The following is a 17,744-nucleotide window of genomic DNA, read 5'->3' on the forward strand; positions in this document are numbered from 1 at the left end:
TTGGCATCTGGGGATTATCTCAGTGGCCTTAAGCGTGACATAAAAGTATTCACGCGCACACCGGAGTTATTCTTAAAATTAACCTTGGTGCTAAGCGCCCAGCCTTTTTCTCATTTTCATCATGGAGAAATAGATGTCAGGTTGTTTCAGCATAAGTTTTTCCATTGCACCCTTGGCCGGGAAATTTTCCGCAAAGTAGGTTAATGCGTGGCGGGTATTATCTGAGAATTTCGCCGCGCCACTTAACTCATACTGGACTAATTGTAATAATCCGCTGCGTAAATAACTTTCCCGATAGCGGTTTCGCTCCGGAATATAGTGTGACAAACGCGTGAGTTTTTCATAATCAGTAATAAATTGCTGATAAGTTAAGCGCGGCGCGGCATCGGCTTTGGTGGTCAGCGAGGCTTCGCTGGCGTAGTCGAGCACCCACGCCGTTTGCGTATGCAGTAATCCGGCCAGCATCACATCCTGAATACGTGTCAGCGGCGCACCCACGCGGGCCAGGCCAGCACGCAAGATCACCGCAAAGCCGCCCTGCTGCCACCAGCGTTGCTCATGCAGTTGCTGAAACAGCTGCAGAGACGAGTGTAAGCCGTTCGCCAAGTCGCGCTTCGCCAGCGAGATAATAAAGCAGTTCAGCTCTGGACGCTGGTCACTGAGCTTCGCCACATCCTGCAGCAGGCTGGCCGGCAAGGCGCTGCGCTCCGCGCTGAACAGCAGGAAGTCATCTTCTGCCGGCGTGCTGTGTGGGAAGGTTGGTAGCAATGAAGAAGTAAGATGCGCGCCTGCGGCATCGGGTTGCAGCCAATAACACACCAGCTCTTCTTCTGGTTTAGGTGAGGGTGAGATGCGATTGAAGGTGGCAGGCACGACCTGCTGCTCAGTTAAATCCTGAGCAAATGAAGAACTACCCATATTTATCTCCCTAAGAATAAATTAGCTTGCCGCAACGGCAGTTCACGCCACAAAACGCGGGCGTAAATAAATAAGTGAAATATCGTTATCGTGTTCTAGCGGAAATTAGCTCAACCAATTATAAACAGGCCGGGGATTGCAATTCCAACCACTAATAGCATTAACACGTAACTTAAGAGATTCATTGTTTAGCGCGACTGCATGAAGTGTGAAGTTGATCTGCGCAAATTTGCATTAGTTGTAACCAGCGAGATGAATGGCACGTATTTTATTAACCTTTATTCGCGTTTCGACATAAATTTCGCGAAATAAAAACCACGGTATATTAGGAAACAATCAAAGCTTGCTAAGTTTAATCCGATTCATAAAAAAATGAATAGTGGTGAATTGCTGGTTTTTCCCTATATCTTTCAATAGAAACCGCTGCATTTATCCGGCATCCACGTGGTCTGTGTAAATATATTTCTTCGGTTACTCCTCTGTTTTACCCATGCATTACGACCCTTAATCATTAAACTGCGTCCAATGGGCCTCAGGATTTATATAACCGCCTACTTCCTGCACCGCTTTTCAGATTATGCCTAAGCACCCATCGGCAGCTTTTTTATCCTTCCTTTATATGTCGCTGGCTATCCCATTTTGCGACTTAGGATTACCAGATAAATCATTTAAGCCTCGCTGCCTGCTCTGACAGTATTGAACACATCAGTTCTGAATATCAGATAATCAATAACTTTCAGTTATAAGGAGTGACCATGCGGGTTATTACGCTGGCGGGCAGCCCTCGCTACCCTTCACGCTCTACTGCGCTGCTGAGCCTTTGCCAGCACGCGCTGGAAGCACGCGGTGTCGAAGTGATTCCGTGGAATATTCACAACTTCCAGCCTGAAGATTTGCTCTATGCACGCTTCGATTCACCTGCCTTAGCCGCGTTGAAAGCTGATTTGGCGCTGGCAGATGGCGTGATTGTCGCCACGCCTATTTATAAAGCTTCGTTTTCTGGCGCACTGAAAACTCTGCTCGATCTGCTGCCAGAGCGCGCGCTGGAGCACAAAGTGGTGCTGCCACTGGCAAGCGGCGGCAGCGCGTCACATCTGCTGGCGGTGGATTACGCGCTGAAGCCGGTGCTGAATGCGCTGAAGGCGCAGGAAGTGTTGCACGGCGTGTTCGCCACTGACGGCCAGATTACTGATTACGATCGCCAGCCGCTGCTCGATCCGCTGCTGTCGCAACGCATTGACGAAGCGCTGGATACCTTCTGGCATGCGCTGCATCGTCGCCACCAACCCTACGCACAAGCGGTATAAAGGAAGAGAGATGAAAAGGATATTGACGGGTTTAATCATGCCAGCCGTGGCGGCACTGTTCACCTTGAGCGTGAGCGCCCAGGCCGCCGATGCCCCCGAACAGTTGCGTATCGGATATCAGAAAGGTTCGGTGAGCATGGTTTTGGCGAAAACCCATAAGCTGCTGGAGCAGCGCTTCCCGCATACCAACATCAAGTGGGTGGAATTCCCGGCTGGCCCGCAAATGCTCGAAGCGCTTAACGTCGATAGCATCGATTTGGGCAGCACCGGCGATATCCCGCCGCTGTTTGCCCAAGCTGCGGGTGCCGATCTGCTGTACGTCGGCTCGGAGCCACCTAAGCCGCAGGCCGAAGTGATTCTGGTGCCGAAAGATAGCCCGATTCACAGCGTGGCTGAACTGAAAGGCCATAAAGTGGCGTTCCAGAAAGGCTCCAGCTCGCACAACTTGCTGTTGCGTGCGCTGGAACAGGCCGGACTGAGCTTTAAAGATATTCAGCCAACCTATCTGACACCCGCCGATGCGCGCGCCGCGTTCCAGCAAGGTGACGTCGATGCCTGGGCGATTTGGGATCCTTACTATTCCGCCGCGCTGCTGCAAGGCAACGTGCGCGTGCTGGCCGACGGCAGCAAACTCAATCAAACCGGCTCCTTCTATTTAGCCACGCGCAAATACACCGAAGCTAACGGCGCCTTCGTGCAGCAGGTTCTGAATACCTTCAGCGACGCCGATGCATTAACGCGCAGTCAGCGCGACCAGAGTATCGACCTGCTGGCAAACGCCATGGGCTTACCGAAACCGGTAATTGCCAGCTATCTCGACCATCGTCCACCGACCACCATTACGCCGGTCAGCGCCCATACCGCGCAGGCCCAACAGCAAACGGCCGATCTGTTTTATGCCAATCATCTGATGCCGGTAAAAGTGAATATCGCAGACCGCATCTGGCATCCACAATCCGCCCAGCCCAAAGGAAATTAATCATGAGCGTATCCGTATTTTGGTTTCTCCCGACGCACGGCGATGGTCACTATCTTGGCACAGCGGAAGGTTCGCGCCCGGTTGATCATGGTTACCTGCAACAGATTGCGCAGGCAGCGGATCGCCTTGGCTTCGGCGGCGTGCTGATCCCCACCGGCCGCTCCTGTGAAGATGCCTGGCTGGTGGCAGCATCACTGATTCCGGTGACGCAGCGTCTGCGTTTCCTCGTTGCACTGCGTCCGGGCGTGATTTCGCCGACGCAAGCGGCGCGTCAGGCCGCCACGCTGGATCGTCTGTCAAATGGTCGCGCGCTGTTTAATCTGGTTACCGGCGGCGATCCGGAAGAGTTGGCTGGCGACGGTGTGTTCCTCGATCACCGCGAACGCTATGAAGAATCCGCCGAGTTTACCCGCGTCTGGCGTCGCGTTAGCGAAGGCGAAACGGTCGATTACGAAGGCAAGCATGTGAAGGTGCGCGGTGCGCGTCTGATGTTTAAAGCGGTGCAGGAACCGCGTCCGCCGCTGTGGTTTGGCGGATCGTCGGATGCCGCGCAGGATCTGGCCGCCGAGCAGGTTGATGTTTATCTAACCTGGGGCGAACCGCCCGCGTTAGTTAAAGAGAAGATTGAGCAAGTGCGCGCCAAAGCGGCAGCGCAAGGCCGCACCGTGCGCTTCGGGATTCGTCTGCATGTGATTGTGCGTGAAACCAATGAAGAAGCGTGGCAAGCGGCGGATCGCCTGATTGCCCATCTCGACGATGCCACCATTGCCAAAGCGCAGGCGGCGTTTGCGCGCACCGATTCAGTGGGCCAGCAGCGCATGGCCGCACTGCACGGTGGACGTCGCGACAAGCTGGAGATCAGCCCGAATCTGTGGGCCGGTGTCGGTCTGGTGCGTGGCGGCGCGGGAACCGCGTTAGTGGGCGATGGCCCAACCGTAGCGGCGCGCATGCAGGAGTATCAGGATCTCGGCATCGAGACCTTTATTCTCTCCGGCTATCCGCATCTGGAAGAGGCTTATCGCGTGGGCGAGTTGCTGTTCCCGCACCTCGATTTGGCGATTCCGGAAGTACCGAAGCCGCGCGTGGTGCAAGCACACGGTGAAGCGGTGGCCAACGATTTCACGCCGCAAAAAGTGTCGCAGAGCTAAAGGAGCCGATGATGGCGAACGTTAAAACCAAGCTGACGAATGCTGTACTGCCCTGGGTTTTGCCGGTGGTGCTGATTGCGGTGTGGCAACTGGCATCGCAAGTGGGTTGGCTGTCGACGCGCATTTTGCCGTCGCCGGAAAATATCCTCATCACCTTCTGGAAGCTGACGGTGAGCGGTGAACTGTGGCAAAACCTGGCGATCAGCAGCTGGCGTGCCGCCATCGGTTTCTCCATCGGCGGCTCGATTGGTTTGATTCTGGGTTTGATTACCGGCACCTCGCGCGTCGGTGAACGCTTGCTGGATACTTCGGTGCAGATGCTGCGTAACGTGCCGCATCTGGCGCTGATTCCGCTGGTGATTCTGTGGTTTGGCATCGACGAATCCGCCAAGATTTTCCTCGTGGCGCTCGGCACCTTGTTCCCGATTTACCTCAACACTTATCACGGCATTCGTAACATTGATCGGGGTTTAGTTGAGATGGCGCGCAGCTACGGCTTGTCTGGCTGGAGCCTGTTCATTCAGGTGATTCTGCCAGGTGCGCTGCCTTCTATTATGGTTGGCGTACGTTTTGCCCTTGGCCTGATGTGGCTGACGCTGATTGTGGCCGAAACCATTTCCGCTAACTCTGGCATTGGTTATCTGGCGATGAACGCGCGTGAATTCCTGCAAACCGACGTGGTGGTGGTGGCCATCATTCTCTATGCCCTGCTCGGCAAACTGGCCGACGTTGCAGCACAACTGCTGGAGCGCGTCTGGCTACGCTGGCATCCGGCCTACCAATTGAAGGAGAACGCATGAGCAACGCAACCCTAAATCCGGCGCGTTTAAATCGCGGTACGCCGGTTGGTGTGAATGGCGTCAGCAAGCAATATGGCGATCGCACCATCCTGAATAATATCGATCTGCATATTCCGTCCGGGCAGTTTGTCGCCGTCGTCGGCCGCAGCGGCTGCGGGAAAAGTACCTTGCTGCGTCTGCTGGCGGGACTCGAATCAACCACGCGCGGTGCCTTGCTGGCGGGCAATGCGCCGCTATCCGAGGCACGCGAAGATACGCGTTTGATGTTCCAGGATTCACGCTTGCTGCCGTGGAAAAAGGTGATTGATAACGTTGGGCTGGGACTGAAAGGCCGCGAATGGCGTGCCGCCGCGCTGGACGCGCTGGAAGCCGTGGGATTGGCGGACCGCGCCAACGAGTGGCCTGCTGCGTTGTCCGGCGGACAGAAACAGCGTGTGGCGCTGGCACGTGCGCTGATTCATCGCCCAGGTTTGCTGCTGCTCGATGAGCCACTCGGTGCGCTGGATGCGTTGACGCGCATCGAAATGCAGGGATTGATTGAGTCGCTGTGGCAGCAACATAACTTCACCGTGCTGCTGGTGACGCACGATGTCAGCGAAGCGGTGGCGATTGCCGATCGTGTGCTGCTAATCGAGGAAGGACAGATTGGCCTGGATTTGCTCGTCGATTTGCCACGACCACGCCGTCGTGGATCAGCGCGGCTAGCAGAGCTGGAAGCGGAAGTACTGGATCGGGTGATGAAACGCGGTTTGTCGGAACAGCCGTTGAAGTTTGCGCAGCAGAGTTAGTGATAGAGGTCGCCATAAATGGCGACCCTACGGTTACTTTTACGCGTTCAACGCCTTGGTGATCTTTTCGTACAGATCGCCAGACAGCTTATCCAGCCCTTTCAACGTTTCCAGCGCCTTACGCATCAGCGCCTGACGATCGGCATCGTAGCGTTTCAGGCGAATCAGCGGCTCGATCATCCGTGCAGCCACTTGCGGGTTGCGCGTGTTCAGATCGGTCAACATCTCCACCAGGAACTGATAACCGCTGCCATCTTTGGCGTGGAATGCCGCTGGATTGCCTGAGGCAAACGCACCAATCAGTGAACGGATACGGTTCGGGTTACCCATGGTGAACGAACGATGATTCAGCAGCTTACGCACGTTGCTCAGCACATCCGCCGCTGGGCTGGTGGCTTGCAGTACAAACCATTTATCCATCACCAGACCATCCTGATGCCAGCGCTCATCATAGGCCGCCAGCAGCGAATCGCGGCATGGCAGGTTCGCCGCCACCGCTGCCGCCAGCGCCGCTAATGCGTCGGTCATGTTGTTCGCCTGCTGATATTGCGCCTGCACCAGCTTGTCGGCCTGTGCCGCATCAGCAAACGCCAGATAGCCGAGGCAGACATTCTTCAGCGTGCGCTTGCCAATCTCCGCATGCTCAATTTTGTATTCGCTGCTTTGGTTGGCCAGATAGAGCGCAAAGAATTCGTCACTCAACTCTTTAGCCAGCGTACGCACCAGCGCATCGCGCACTGCCGAGATCGCCAGCGGATCGATAACATCAAACAGTTCGGCGATTTCATTCTCAGACGGCAGCGACAGAATCAACGCTTTCAGCGCCGGATCGCCCTGCTCATCCAGCAATACCGCGCGGAACGCATCAGCCACATGCAGCGGCAGCGACAGCGGCTGACCCTGCTGATGGCGCGCCACATTGAGGCGAATGTAGGTCGCCAGCAGGCTTTGCGCCGCATCCCAGCGCGCGAAGTCGTTGCGCGCGTGGCGCATCAGGAAGGTGAGTTGCGCATCGCTCCATTTGTAGTCGAGCTTCACTGGCGCAGAGAATTCACGCAGCAGCGACGGCACCGGCTGGAAATAAACGTTATCGAAAATAAAGGTCTGGAACTCTTCGGTAACGTTCAGCACGTGATGCACCGGATGACCGTTATGCTGCAGCGGAATCACCTTGCCTTCGTTATCGTACAGTTCGATATCCAGCGGAATGTGCAGCGGCAGCTTCTCTTTCTGCTCGGCGGTGGCCGGCGTGCGCTGGGTGACGTGTAGTGTGTACTGTTCCAGTTCTGGGTTGTAGTCATCGCGCACCGTCAGAATTGGCGTGCCCGCCTGGCTGTACCAGCGGCGGAACTGCGACAGATCGACATTCGACGCATCTTCCATCGCCTGTACGAAATCATCACAGGTTGCGGCGCTGCCGTCGTGACGTTCGAAATAGAGTTGCATGCCTTTCTGGAAGTTCTCTTCGCCCAGCAAGGTGTGCATCATGCGGATCACTTCTGAACCTTTCTCATACACCGTTAAGGTGTAGAAGTTGTTCATCTCGATAACCTGATCCGGACGGATCGGATGCGCCATTGGGCTGGCGTCTTCCGCGAACTGCGCACCGCGCATCACGCGTACGTTATCGATACGGTTCACCGCGCGCGAACCGAGATCGGAGCTGAACTCCTGATCGCGGAACACCGTCAAACCCTCTTTCAGGCTGAGCTGGAACCAGTCGCGGCAGGTCACGCGGTTGCCGGTCCAGTTGTGGAAATATTCGTGACCGATAACGGCTTCAATACCGAGGTAATCTTTGTCTGTGGCGGTTTCAGCTTTCGCCAGCACATATTTGGAGTTGAAGACGTTGAGGCCTTTGTTCTCCATCGCGCCCATATTGAAGAAATCCACCGCGACGATCATAAAGATGTCGAGGTCGTACTCAAGGTTAAAGCGCTCTTCATCCCACTTCATGCTGGCTTTCAGCGAGGTCATCGCCCAATCGGCACGATCGAGGTTGCCGCGATCGACAAAGATCTCCAGAGCCACATCTCGGCCAGAACGGGTAGTAAAGCTATCGCGTAACACGTCGAAATCACCGGCCACCAGCGCAAACAGATAGCACGGTTTCGGGAACGGATCTTGCCACTTCACCCAATGGCGGCCATCTTCATGGCGGCCGCTCTCAAGCTTGTTGCCGTTGGAGAGTAAATAAGGATAACGCGCGGCATCGGCAATAATGGTGGTGGTGAAGCGCGCCAGCACGTCCGGACGATCGAGATACCACGTAATGTGGCGGAAACCTTCAGCTTCACATTGGGTACAGAGCGCTTCGCCAGATTGGTATAACCCTTCCAGCGCGGTGTTTTTATCCGGATGAATGTCATTAATGATGGTCAGAGTGAAGTTGTCCGGTAGCTGGCTAATGAACAACGCGCCCTCTTCTTCGCGGTAATGCGGCCACGGATTACCATCCACCGCCAGCGACACCAGCGTGAGATCTTCGCCATCCAGACGCAGTTCAGCATCGGCAGCGCCCAGACGCTTCACCTGACTGACCGCCGTGACGCGCGTCGAAGCCGCATCCAGATCAAACGTCAGGTCGATATCGGTAATGGTGTAATCCGGCGCACGGTAATCGTGGCGATATTTAATTTGCGGCTGTTGCGTCATGAGTCCTTCTCGCATCGTTAAATCGTTAATATGTTGACCCGTCAAAGTCTAAGCGGGTTGTGCCTCGGTTGCCACGCTCAATGCGTGCGTTCGTTGAAAAGGCTACAATTCATTAACAATGGCACAAATGACCCTCGACCTGCCACCCGCAATTATGGTGTGATCGCGGTCATTACTGCTTTATACTCCTGCGTCTTTATGACTTTGTTGAACACCGGGCTTTGCTCCGCGGAAGAGGATGCTGAAACGCACCATGACTGGACATGCTTCCCCGATTTTGACCACGCTGCTTGATACCGATGCGTACAAGCTTCATATGCAGCAGGCCGTCTATCATCGCTATTATGATGTCCCGGTTACGGCGGAATTTCGCTGCCGTGGCGACGAACTGCTCGGTATTTATGCGGACGAGATCCGCGCACAAATTGAAACCCTGCAAACGCTCGCCCTGAGCGACGATGAGTATCACTACCTCAGCGGGCTGCCTTTCTTCCAAAGCGATTACCTTAACTGGCTGCGCCAGTTCCGCCTCGATCCGTCACAAGTCAACGTGCGTAATAACAACGGCCATCTGACGATTCAGATCAGCGGGCCGTGGCGTGAAGTGATTCTGTGGGAAGTGCCGCTGCTGGCGCTGATCAGTGAGGTGGTGCATCGCCATCGCACGCCGCAAATGGGTGTGGATCAGGCGGTTGCGCACTTGCAGCACAAGCTTACGGATTTCCGTCAGCAAGTCGGCGATTTGGATATGTCACGCTTCCAGCTGATGGATTTTGGTACGCGTCGTCGCTACTCCAAAGCCGTACAGGAAGCGATTGTCGCTACGCTCAAAGCGGAATTTCCTTGGCTGGTTGGCACCAGCAACTACGATTTGGCGCGCCGCCTGCAGCTTAATCCGGTGGGCACGCAAGCACACGAATGGTTCCAGGCGCACCAGCAAATCAGCCCGGTATTGGCGAACAGCCAACGTGCGGCGCTGCAATCCTGGCTGGACGAGTATGATGACCAGTTAGGCATCGCCCTGACTGACTGCATCACCATGGATGCCTTCCTGCGCGACTTTGGTCCTGGCTTTGCTCATCGCTATCAAGGCCTGCGCCATGACTCCGGCGATCCAGTGGAATGGGGTGAAAAAGCCATTGCGCACTATCAGCGTCTGGATATCGATCCAAAAAGCAAAACGCTGGTGTTCTCAGATAATCTCAATCTGGATAAAGCGCTGGCGCTCTATCGTCACTTTGGCCAACGTGCCAACGTGGTGTTCGGTATCGGAACGCGCTTGTCCTGCGATATTCCGGGCGTTACGCCGCTGAATATCGTGATCAAACTGGTGAGCTGCAATGGCAAACCGGTGGCAAAACTTTCCGACAGCCCCGGCAAAACCATTTGCCAGGATAAAGCCTTCGTGCGCGCCTTGCGCAAAGCCTTCGATCTGCCGCTGGTCAAAAGAGCCAGCTGATTCTTATTGCAGGGTGCTTGCACCCTGCTTTCACGCAACAAATCTCCGATTAACCCGGCAATTTTGCTTGTTTCCTGTCGGCTCGCAAGTAACATAGCAAAACCCTGAAAAAGGGCTTTTATCCACCTTCTTTTATATATAGAGAGAACTTTATGAGCGTTGTGCCTGTAGCGGATGTACTGCACGGCCGTGTCGCGGTTGACAGTGAAGTCACCGTACGTGGTTGGGTGCGTACCCGAAGAGATTCCAAAGCTGGTCTTTCCTTTATCGCCGTTTACGACGGTTCCTGCTTTAATCCCGTTCAGGCCGTCGTCAATAATTCTCTGAATAATTATCAGGATGAGGTGCTGCGTCTGACAACCGGTTGCTCGGTGATCATTACCGGCAAAGTGGTCGAATCGCCAGGCGAAGGCCAGGCCTTCGAGATGCAGGCAACCAAGGTTGAAGTTACCGGTTGGGTTGACGATCCGGACACCTATCCGATGGCGGCGAAACGTCACAGCATCGAATACCTGCGTGAAGTGGCGCACCTGCGTCCGCGTACCAACCTGGTCGGCGCAGTGGCGCGCGTGCGTCATACGCTGGCGCAAGCGCTGCATCGCTTCTTCCATGAAAACGGCTATTTCTGGGTTTCGACTCCGCTGATCACCGCTTCGGATACCGAAGGTGCTGGCGAGATGTTCCGCGTTTCGACGCTGGATCTGGAAAACCTGCCGCGCGATCCGCAGGGCAAAATCGATTTCGATAAAGACTTTTTCGGTAAAGAAGCGTTCCTGACCGTATCCGGCCAGCTCAATGCCGAAACTTACGCCTGTGCGCTGTCGAAGGTCTATACCTTTGGTCCAACGTTCCGTGCCGAAAACTCCAACACTAGCCGCCATTTGGCGGAATTCTGGATGCTGGAGCCGGAAATTGCATTTGCGACGCTGGATGATGCCGCAGCTCTGGCCGAGTCCATGCTGAAATACGTGTTCCAGGCCGTTCTCAACGAACGTGCTGATGACATGGCATTCTTTGCCGAGCGTGTTGATAAAGATGCCATTGCGCGTCTTGAGCGTTTCGTGACTACCGACTTTGCTCAGGTGGATTACACCGATGCGGTTGAAATCCTGCTGAAAAGCGGCCAGACCTTCGAGAACCCGGTTTCATGGGGCGTGGATCTGTCATCCGAGCACGAGCGTTACCTCGCAGAGCAGCACTTCAAAGCGCCAGTGGTAGTGAAAAACTATCCGAAAGACATCAAAGCCTTCTATATGCGTATGAATGAAGATGGCAAAACCGTGGCGGCGATGGATGTACTCGCGCCGGGCATCGGTGAAATCATCGGTGGTTCACAGCGTGAAGAGCGTCTGGATGTGCTGGATGCGCGTCTGGCGGAAATGGGTCTCAATAAAGAAGATTATTGGTGGTATCGTGACCTGCGTCGTTACGGCACCGTGCCACATGCTGGTTTTGGATTAGGTTTCGAACGATTAATCGCCTATGTCACCGGCGTACAAAATGTAAGGGATGTTATCCCCTTCCCACGTACTCCACGCAACGCGAATTTCTAAATTTAGCGATTAATTATAAGTAATTCATATATATAAAGAGGTCGGCCTAGCCGGCCTTTTTTTATTTTTGTAAATTTAGAGTTCTCTCACAAAGTTCCCGATATTTTACATTTTGTAATACATATTTTCCTTTTGATACCTAATCGAGAGATTTGAATCATTTTCGGGCTAGAATTAGCAACCCTGTGATGGAAAGATGCGTGCAGACACAGGAGACATCAAACTTCTTTCAAGGTTCTGTAAAGATTTCTTGGCAGCAGTGGCAGATGTCCAAATAACTCCAATGAGGGTAATAAAAAATGATGAAGCGCAACATTCTTGCAGTGGTTATCCCTGCTCTGTTAGCTGCCGGCGCAGCAAACGCAGCAGAAATCTATAATAAAGACGGCAACAAGCTGGACCTGTACGGTAAAGCTGTTGGTCTGCACTATTTCTCGGATGACGCTGGCAGCGACGGCGACCAGACTTATGTTCGCTTCGGCTTCAAGGGTGAAACCCAGATTAATGACCAACTGACCGGTTACGGCCAGTGGGAATACAACATTCAGGCTAACAACTCTGAAGGTTCTGATGCACAAGACGGCAACAAAACCCGTCTGGGCTTCGCAGGTCTGAAATTTGGCGATGCGGGTTCAATCGACTACGGTCGTAACTATGGCGTTGTATATGACGCAATTGGCTGGACTGACGTTCTGCCAGAATTCGGTGGCGACTCAGGTTACTCAGACAACTTCATGAACGGTCGTAGCACCGGCCTGCTGACCTACCGTAACACCAACTTCTTCGGTCTGGTTGACGGTTGGAACTTCGCAGCACAGTACCAGGGCAAAAACGATCGCTCTGATATCCGCCGTGCAAACGGTGACGGCTATGGCCTGTCAACCTCTTACACCTCACCAATCGGTGTTGGTGTAGCTGCAGCTTATAGCAGCAGCGACCGTACTAATGCGCAGTCAGCAGGTACTGTGCGTGATACTGATACTTCAACCAACGTAGCGACTGGTGTTGGCGCTGGTAAACGTGCTGAAAACTGGGCAACTGCTCTGAAGTATGACGCTAACAACGTATACCTGGCAGCAATGTACGGCGAAACTCGTAACTCGACTCCAATCAGCTCTGGTGACTTGTCTGCGTTCGCTAACAAAGCTCAGAACTTCGAAGTTGTTGCACAGTACCAGTTCGACTTCGGTCTGCGTCCGTCCATCGCCTATGTTCAGTCTAAAGGCAAAGACATCGAAGGCGTTGGCGATGCTGACCTGGTTAAATACATTGAAGTTGGCGCAACTTACTACTTCAACAAAAACATGGCTACCTACGTTGATTACAAAATCAACCAGCTGAACGATGACAACCCACTGGGTATTGCTACCGACGACGTAGTTGCACTGGGTCTGGTTTACCAGTTCTAATCACCCGATTAGATTTGCGTATTACCTAAAAACGGAGCCTTCGGGCTCCGTTTTACATTTCAGTGATCGGCTTCGCAATTAGCTTTTCTACTTTATCCTTCTGACATATTTCTTTTTTATATCAGCGGTTGGCAAGCGTGCCGACTGACGTTAACCTGATAGCTCATTTCGCTAAAGTTCACCCAAACGGAACTGACTCATGTTTGAATCGATCTCTGCCGCACCCGCCGATCCTATTCTGGGACTGGCTGACCTTTTTCGTGCCGATGACCGCACGAATAAAATCAATCTTGGCATTGGTGTTTATAAAGATGAAACCGGTAAAACGCCGGTCCTCACCAGTGTTAAAAAAGCTGAGCAGTATTTGCTGGAAAATGAAACCACCAAGAACTACCTGAGCATTGATGGTCTGGCGGATTTCGCACGTTGTACGCAGGAGTTGCTGTTCGGCAAAGAGAGCGCGCTGATTTCTACAGGTCGCGCCTGCACCGCACAAACGCCAGGTGGCACCGGCGCCCTGCGCGTAGCGGCAGATTTTCTGGCAAACCAGACCAGCGTAAAGCGCGTTTGGGTGAGCAATCCAAGCTGGCCGAACCATAACAATGTGTTCAACGCTGCTGGCCTCGAAGTATGTGATTACGATTATTACGATGCAGTTAGCCACAGCCTGGATTTCGACGCGATGGTGTCATCGCTGCAGGAAGCCAAAGCGGGCGATGTAGTTTTATTCCACGGCTGCTGCCACAACCCAACCGGCGTTGATCCTTCTGCAGAGCAATGGCAGCAGCTGGCGCAGCTGTCGCTAGAAAAAGGCTGGCTGCCGCTGTTTGATTTCGCCTATCAGGGCTTTGCTAGCGGTCTGGACGAAGATGCTGAAGGGTTGCGTATTTTTGCCGCTTCACATCAGGAACTGATCGTTGCCAGTTCTTATTCGAAGAACTTCGGTTTGTATAACGAGCGTGTTGGTGCATTGACGCTGGTTGCTGCCAGCAGCGACGTGGCGAAAACCGCGTTTAGCCAGGTGAAATATACTATTCGCGCCAACTACTCAAACCCGCCGTCACACGGCGCGGCAGTAGTCGCCACCATCCTCAGCAACGACGCGCTGCGTACCATCTGGATTCAGGAGCTGACCGATATGCGTCAGCGCATCCAGCGCATGCGTCAGCTATTTGTGAACACGTTGGCGGAGAAAGGTGCTAATCAAGATTTTAGCTTCATCATCAAGCAAAACGGCATGTTTTCGTTTAGCGGCCTGACCAAAGATCAGGTGGTACGTCTGCGTGAAGAGTTTGGTGTGTATGCTGTGAACTCTGGTCGCGTTAACGTGGCAGGCATGACGCCTGACAACATGTCGGCGCTGTGTGAAGCGATTGTCGCGGTGTTATAAATCAGGCGGCGAATAACGACAAATGGGCCTAAATGGCCCATTTTTTATTCTTGAAGGAACGGATTGCTGATGCGTTCGCGACCTAGCGTCGAGATTGGCCCGTGACCCGGCACGAAAGTCACATCATCGCCTAGCGGCAGCAGCTTAGCTTTAATCGCATCGATTAGGTCGCTGTGGCTACCCTGTGGGAAATCGGTGCGTCCCACGCCACCGTTAAAAATCACATCACCTGAAATCAGCAGACGTCCTGCACGATCAAAGAATACGATGTGTCCCGGCGTATGGCCCGGACAAAGCAGTACTTCCAGCACGACATTTCCAACCTGAACAGTTTCGCCCTCTTCCAGCCAGCGATCGGGCGTCAGCGGCGCGCATTCAGGTAATCCAAACATGCGGCTCTGTGTAGGCAGATTGTCTAACCAGAAAGCATCAAGCGGATGCGGACCGACAATCGGCACCTGATAATGTGCCGCAAGTTCCGCAGCGGCACCAACGTGATCGAGGTGTCCATGAGTGAGCAGGATTTGTGACGGCGTCAAACCACGTTCTGCCAGCACAGCTTTGATGGTTTCTGCATCGCCGCCGGGATCGACTAATGCGGCTTGTTGGGTTTCGTCATCCCAAATAACTGAACAGTTCTGGGAAAAAGCCGTAACCGGAATAATTTGGTAATTCATAGCGCTCCATGACCGGCACACGCAGCGCTGCCGGTATCAGGACCAGTGCCTTGCAGGCCCGGTATCTATGTGTACGAAGTTGCTGCGCGGGTAATATCCTACACCACCGGCGCGCATAGATAACGCCGCTTTGCGAACATTGCTCAACGAAATTCCCTCAATGTGGAAATCCATCGCTTGTCCTTTGGTGTGATAGCTTTTTTTCGCCACGCCCGGACCCGATTCACGCAGCATGGTATTGGTGGCTAAGGTGCGGTAACCCGAGATCAACTGCACCGGCTTACGCGTATCGAGCAACGTTTGCAGGCGGTAAAGCTGATCAAAAAGATGGGGATCGATGTTCTTCACTTGATTGGCGCGGTAATCACGGAAAAAGTGATTTAAGCGGGCTAACTCATCCTTGTCATAACGCTTACCGTTAAAAAACTCCGTTTTAAGGGTTTCGCCGGTGTGAAGGTTACTAAGTGTCAATACTCGAGGGCGGGCGGTGGAAAGCGAAGCCAGAGCGGAGCCAGGAAGCAGTGATAATCCTGCAGCTGCGCCTCCAATCAAGAGTAATCGACGACGTTGAGAATCAATATTAGCCATGAAGCGAGGTTACCTAGTCTAAAGCGGATAAAATATGTGCGAAAAATACACAAGGCCGAACATTAACGTCCGCCTAAGACTCAGTCAACCCAGAATATGTTGCAGAAGACCAAAACCAGCTCAAAATCAAATTTTCGAGACTGGTCTTGGTTAAATTCATGTGAAGAGAAAACAGCCAAATCAAGTACTAGAGTAACAATTGGCCGGCTTTATACAGCACCTGACTGCCGGAACGCGCAGGATTATCATAATTGTAAATATCTGTACGATATTGCGGGAGCCCATCATCTGCAACCCAGGCGGTGAGGTAGTAAAGATTCACTGGAATGCGATGGCGAATCGGCACATAACGGGTATTCCCCTCTTTCAAGGTGTCCGAAATACGGCCGTCATTCCAGCCCACATCCTGCAGTAGCAGATCGGCCAATTCCGAGGCTTTATTGACGCGCACACATCCGGAACTGAGCGCACGAATATCGCGCTGGAACAGATTATGGTTTGGCGTATCGTGCAGATAGATAGCATCCGAACTCGGCATATTGAATTTGTAGCGACCCAGCGAGTTAGTCGCGCCTGGCGCCTGACGAATGCGATACGGGAAGCTCGCCGCCGACACCATATGCCAGTCAATCATTGAAGGATCGATCACTTCCGCATCCGCACTCCAACCCGACAGCAGCGTATAACCGTGCTTATAAAGATATGACGGATCCTGCTTCACCTTCGGCACAATATCCTGGCGCACCAGCGTGGTTGGGACATTCCAAGGTGGATTCAGCACCACATTATTCAGCGCGCTGCGCATCAGCGGCGTTTTGCGATCGGGACGGCCCACAATCACGCGTGATGATAAAATGGTGGCGCCATTGTTGTAGTAGGTCAGCGAATAGTTGGGAATGTTTACCATGATGCCGTTATGCATATCATCTGGCAGCAGACGCAGACGCTGAATATTGAGCGCCAGCAGCGAGGCGCGCATCTGCGGCGGCACATTCAGCCATTCACGGGTACGCGGACCAATCGCGCCATCATCGGCCAAGCCTTGCCAGTGCTGGAAGCGTTTCACACCTTCCACCAGCGCAGCGTCATAGACGTTGGGGCCGGTTGCCGCTGGATTGGCAGCAACATTATTAGCCACTTCAGGCGTAGCAGCGAGTGCCGGAGCCGCATCAATATCATCAAAGTTTGCCGCAGAGGGGCTCACCGCCACCGGCTGATTGCTCTGACTCACCGGAACCGGCGCTGTGGGTACCGCATCTTCCGCCGGCGTTGGTGTAGTGCTGTGGCTGGCGGTCAACATACCGGTGCGTTGCAGAATCTCACGCAGTGCAGGCACATCATTGCTGATTTGTCCTGGGCGCAGCGTAGCGGTATCACGCAGCTGTGGCCACGGATGATGATCATTTAGCAACGTTTTCAATGCATTATGCATCGGTAGATATTGCGGATGCTGCGGTTGCAGTGACACCACGAAAGTACGGCTGCCACCACCATTCACCGCATTCTGCCACTGATTGATGGCCGCCAGCGATGGCATGGTCAGCTTGTAAGGCACATTGCTGTAGAGCCAGGTCTCACCCTGTGTCGGGACATTGGCAACGAACTGCAGATAGCCAAGCATTGCATCACTGAGCACGATATCCCGCGCTAGGCCTTTAATGTTCGGATTGGTTAGCCGCTCCACCCAGCGAGTGAACTGCGGCTGCACGCCTGAGAGCGCCACTTCCGCAAGCTGCTGCTGGAAAGCCTGCACCGCTTGCTGGTCCTGCCACAGCGGCGCCATGTCACGCGACGCATAAATGCCGGCCAAGCCTGGCAGGTAGAAGGGTTGTTCAGTGGCGCTAAACGCCTGCTGAATCTGCTGCTGACTGGCAGCAACCGACATCGAACTGTGATGCGTCGAGTTGGGTAGCGTGGAGGTGATGGCCGCATGGCTGACAGCCAGCGGCGATAATACCAGTGACAAACCGAGTGCTACTGCAGCACGGCTCATTTTGCGCTTATTGTTTAGCAACATCCCTGCCCCCTTCTCACCAATGACATAGCGCCCTGTGATCGCCATGTACAGCCATA

At 53.8% G+C, this 17,744-nt stretch carries 14 protein-coding genes; 9 read left to right on the forward strand and 5 right to left on the reverse strand.

Annotation, left to right across the window (positions count from 1 at the left end; genetic code table 11):
• Nucleotides 1-90 precede the first annotated feature (90 nt).
• Entirely contained in the window at nt 91-918 is an 828-nt protein-coding gene (locus tag BM323_RS02570) for a hypothetical protein (RefSeq protein ID WP_008102348.1), read from the reverse strand.
• A 755-nt stretch (nt 919-1,673) separates the two neighbouring features.
• Here BM323_RS02570 and ssuE point away from each other — a divergent pair.
• Genes ssuE through ssuB form a run of 5 tightly spaced genes read left to right on the forward strand, consistent with a single transcriptional unit; the run spans nt 1,674 to nt 5,940 of the window.
• Nucleotides 1,674-2,225 carry an NADPH-dependent FMN reductase gene (gene ssuE, locus BM323_RS02575; protein ID WP_008102350.1) on the forward strand — a complete coding sequence of 184 codons (552 nt, stop codon included), beginning with the start codon at nt 1,674-1,676 and terminating at the stop codon, nt 2,223-2,225.
• Between the two features lie 10 nt (nt 2,226-2,235).
• The gene (locus BM323_RS02580) at nt 2,236-3,204 is read left to right on the forward strand and encodes a sulfonate ABC transporter substrate-binding protein (protein ID WP_008102352.1); all 969 of its coding nucleotides are present in this window, start codon (nt 2,236-2,238) and stop codon (nt 3,202-3,204) included.
• Nucleotides 3,205-3,206: 2 nt separating this feature from the next.
• Nucleotides 3,207-4,352 (forward strand): FMNH2-dependent alkanesulfonate monooxygenase, encoded by a 1,146-nt coding sequence (ssuD, locus tag BM323_RS02585; protein WP_008102354.1) that lies wholly within the window; start codon nt 3,207-3,209, stop codon nt 4,350-4,352.
• Nucleotides 4,353-4,363: 11 nt separating this feature from the next.
• The gene (ssuC, locus tag BM323_RS02590) at nt 4,364-5,152 is read left to right on the forward strand and encodes an aliphatic sulfonate ABC transporter permease SsuC (RefSeq protein WP_008102356.1); all 789 of its coding nucleotides are present in this window, start codon (nt 4,364-4,366) and stop codon (nt 5,150-5,152) included.
• Complete coding sequence (gene ssuB / locus BM323_RS02595) at nt 5,149-5,940, forward strand: aliphatic sulfonates ABC transporter ATP-binding protein (protein ID WP_008102357.1); 792 nt, start codon at nt 5,149-5,151, stop codon at nt 5,938-5,940. Before ssuC ends, ssuB begins: the two co-directional genes overlap by 4 nt.
• Before the next feature lie 39 nt (nt 5,941-5,979).
• On the opposite strand, the gene pepN is transcribed toward ssuB, so the two are convergent.
• Complete coding sequence (gene pepN / locus BM323_RS02600) at nt 5,980-8,595, reverse strand: aminopeptidase N (protein WP_008102359.1); 2,616 nt, start codon at nt 8,593-8,595, stop codon at nt 5,980-5,982.
• 253 nt (nt 8,596-8,848) lie between these two features.
• Here pepN and pncB point away from each other — a divergent pair, with 253 nt between their 5' ends.
• The 4 genes from pncB to BM323_RS02620 all read left to right on the forward strand — a co-directional run bounded on the left by pncB (nt 8,849) and on the right by BM323_RS02620 (nt 14,406).
• Nucleotides 8,849-10,054, forward strand: a complete 1,206-nt coding sequence (gene pncB, locus BM323_RS02605; RefSeq protein WP_036647933.1) for a nicotinate phosphoribosyltransferase — start codon at nt 8,849-8,851, stop codon at nt 10,052-10,054.
• A gap of 152 nt (nt 10,055-10,206) precedes the next feature.
• The gene (asnS, locus tag BM323_RS02610; protein ID WP_008102363.1) at nt 10,207-11,607 is read left to right on the forward strand and encodes an asparagine--tRNA ligase; all 1,401 of its coding nucleotides are present in this window, start codon (nt 10,207-10,209) and stop codon (nt 11,605-11,607) included.
• Nucleotides 11,608-11,906: 299 nt separating this feature from the next.
• Nucleotides 11,907-13,016, forward strand: coding sequence for a porin OmpF (gene ompF, locus BM323_RS02615; RefSeq protein WP_008102365.1), 1,110 nt, complete (start codon nt 11,907-11,909; stop codon nt 13,014-13,016).
• 199 nt (nt 13,017-13,215) lie between these two features.
• On the forward strand, nt 13,216-14,406 hold the full coding sequence (locus BM323_RS02620) for an amino acid aminotransferase (protein ID WP_008102367.1): 1,191 nt from the start codon (nt 13,216-13,218) through the stop codon (nt 14,404-14,406).
• 44 nt (nt 14,407-14,450) lie between these two features.
• On the opposite strand, the gene BM323_RS02625 is transcribed toward BM323_RS02620, so the two are convergent.
• The 3 genes from BM323_RS02625 to ldtD all read right to left on the reverse strand — a co-directional run bounded on the left by BM323_RS02625 (nt 14,451) and on the right by ldtD (nt 17,688).
• Nucleotides 14,451-15,083 (reverse strand): MBL fold metallo-hydrolase, encoded by a 633-nt coding sequence (locus BM323_RS02625; protein WP_008102368.1) that lies wholly within the window; start codon nt 15,081-15,083, stop codon nt 14,451-14,453.
• Between the two features lie 36 nt (nt 15,084-15,119).
• Nucleotides 15,120-15,671 (reverse strand): peptidoglycan L,D-endopeptidase MepK, encoded by a 552-nt coding sequence (locus tag BM323_RS02630; protein WP_008102370.1) that lies wholly within the window; start codon nt 15,669-15,671, stop codon nt 15,120-15,122.
• Between the two features lie 187 nt (nt 15,672-15,858).
• The gene (gene ldtD / locus BM323_RS02635; RefSeq protein ID WP_036647897.1) at nt 15,859-17,688 is read right to left on the reverse strand and encodes a L,D-transpeptidase; all 1,830 of its coding nucleotides are present in this window, start codon (nt 17,686-17,688) and stop codon (nt 15,859-15,861) included.
• Between the last annotated feature and the right edge of the window lie 56 nt (nt 17,689-17,744).

The sequence above is a fragment of the Pantoea sp. YR525 genome (assembly GCF_900116775.1).
GTDB lineage: Bacteria > Pseudomonadota > Gammaproteobacteria > Enterobacterales > Enterobacteriaceae > Pantoea > Pantoea symbiotica.

Bases quoted from the DNA above. Each gene is read 5' to 3' on its own strand.
- BM323_RS02620 (WP_008102367.1), top strand. From the start codon at position 13,216: ATGTTTGAATCGATCTCTGCCGCACCCGCCGATCCTATTCTGGGACTG.
- ssuC (WP_008102356.1), top strand. From the start codon at position 4,364: ATGGCGAACGTTAAAACCAAGCTGACGAATGCTGTACTGCCCTGGGTT.
- ompF (WP_008102365.1), top strand. From the start codon at position 11,907: ATGATGAAGCGCAACATTCTTGCAGTGGTTATCCCTGCTCTGTTAGCT.
- ssuE (WP_008102350.1), top strand. From the start codon at position 1,674: ATGCGGGTTATTACGCTGGCGGGCAGCCCTCGCTACCCTTCACGCTCT.
- pepN (WP_008102359.1), bottom strand. From the start codon at position 8,595: ATGACGCAACAGCCGCAAATTAAATATCGCCACGATTACCGTGCGCCG.
- pncB (WP_036647933.1), top strand. From the start codon at position 8,849: ATGACTGGACATGCTTCCCCGATTTTGACCACGCTGCTTGATACCGAT.
- BM323_RS02625 (WP_008102368.1), bottom strand. From the start codon at position 15,083: ATGAATTACCAAATTATTCCGGTTACGGCTTTTTCCCAGAACTGTTCA.
- asnS (WP_008102363.1), top strand. From the start codon at position 10,207: ATGAGCGTTGTGCCTGTAGCGGATGTACTGCACGGCCGTGTCGCGGTT.
- ssuB (WP_008102357.1), top strand. From the start codon at position 5,149: ATGAGCAACGCAACCCTAAATCCGGCGCGTTTAAATCGCGGTACGCCG.
- ssuD (WP_008102354.1), top strand. From the start codon at position 3,207: ATGAGCGTATCCGTATTTTGGTTTCTCCCGACGCACGGCGATGGTCAC.
- BM323_RS02580 (WP_008102352.1), top strand. From the start codon at position 2,236: ATGAAAAGGATATTGACGGGTTTAATCATGCCAGCCGTGGCGGCACTG.
- ldtD (WP_036647897.1), bottom strand. From the start codon at position 17,688: ATGTTGCTAAACAATAAGCGCAAAATGAGCCGTGCTGCAGTAGCACTC.
- BM323_RS02570 (WP_008102348.1), bottom strand. From the start codon at position 918: ATGGGTAGTTCTTCATTTGCTCAGGATTTAACTGAGCAGCAGGTCGTG.
- BM323_RS02630 (WP_008102370.1), bottom strand. From the start codon at position 15,671: ATGGCTAATATTGATTCTCAACGTCGTCGATTACTCTTGATTGGAGGC.